This is a genomic window from Pseudomonas sp. KCJK8993, assembly GCF_046230915.1.
Lineage (GTDB): Bacteria > Pseudomonadota > Gammaproteobacteria > Pseudomonadales > Pseudomonadaceae > Aquipseudomonas > Aquipseudomonas piscis.
On record NZ_JBJJLO010000245.1, the window covers coordinates 1 to 1,161 of the forward strand.

Below are 1,161 nucleotides of genomic sequence, written 5' to 3' on the forward strand. Positions count from 1 at the left end.
TGTCAGGTTGCCCTCGGCGATCTCCTCGGCGGCTTCCAGGGCCTTGGCGATCGGTTGGGTGATGCTGCGGGTCAGCAGCCAGGCGAACAGCAGGGTCAGGCCAGTGGCCAGGAGCAACAGAAGCACCACCAGCTTGAACGCGGCCGAATACTGCTCCGCGGCCTGGCGGTTGGTGTCCACCGTTTGCTGGGTGTTGATCTCCATCAGGTGGTTGAGCACGGCGTTGATCGCTTCGGAGTTGTTCAGCAACTCGGTGTTGAGCAAGTTGCGCAGCTCATCCACCTGGTTGTTGCGCGACAGGCTCTTCATCCGTTCTTCGATCTGCCGGTATTGGCCCAGCAACTGGACGTACTGGTCATAGGCGGCTTTTTCCGCCGGGCCGGTGATGAGCTTTTCATAGGTGCCCTGGGCGGCGCGAATCTGCTGGTTGCGCATATCCAGCAGTTCCATGGTCTTTTGCTGGACATCCGGCTCACGGTTCACCAGCAGGCGATAGGACAGCACCCGCAGGCGCAGGGTCAGCTGGGTGAACTCGTCCAGGCTCTGGATGCTCGGCACGCTGCTCAGGGTGATGTCTTCGGCGGCGCCACGAATCTTGCTCATCTGGTTCAGGGCGAAAACCCCGAGGATCAGCATCAAGCCGCCGATCATGGCAAAACCGAGGAAGGCCCGCGGAGCGATATTCATATTACGAAGGGACATGATAGGTACCAGGAAGAGCGCATCCATGCGGGGCTTGAGACTGATCTACCGTGACTTATCGGTCGTACGACTAAAGTCTTGAGTCCTGTCGTGGATTTCAGGCTCGCGCGGGTGTCGCGGATGGCTCTTGCGCTGGTCGTTCATTCCGGGCTCGGCCTGCAAACAGGGGCGGGGCCGAGGGCGTCGGGTCAGAGGCGGAAGCGCGCCACCAGGCCATTCAGGTCCACGGCCAGGCTGGCCAGTTCATTGCTGGCGGCGCTGGTCTGGTGGGCGCCGGTGGCCGATTGCACCGACAAGTCGCGGATGTTCACCAGGTTGCGGTCCACTTCGCGGGCCACCTGGGCCTGTTCTTCGGCGGCGCTGGCGATCACCAGGTTGCGCTCGTTGATCTGGATGATCGCGCTGTTGATGGTGTCCAGCGACAGGCCGGCGCCCCGGGCGATGTTCAGGGTCGACTCA

Annotated in this window: 1 protein-coding gene and 1 pseudogene; both read right to left on the minus strand. The window is 62.1% G+C overall.

All coding sequences use genetic code 11. The features are described 5' to 3' along the window. On the minus strand, nt 1-702 hold a 702-nt coding region (locus ACK6AU_RS31970; RefSeq protein WP_409303764.1), incomplete at its 3' end, for an MCP four helix bundle domain-containing protein. Between the two features lie 188 nt (nt 703-890). After that, nucleotides 891-1,161: pseudogene (locus ACK6AU_RS31975) on the minus strand (methyl-accepting chemotaxis protein); the annotation flags it as partial.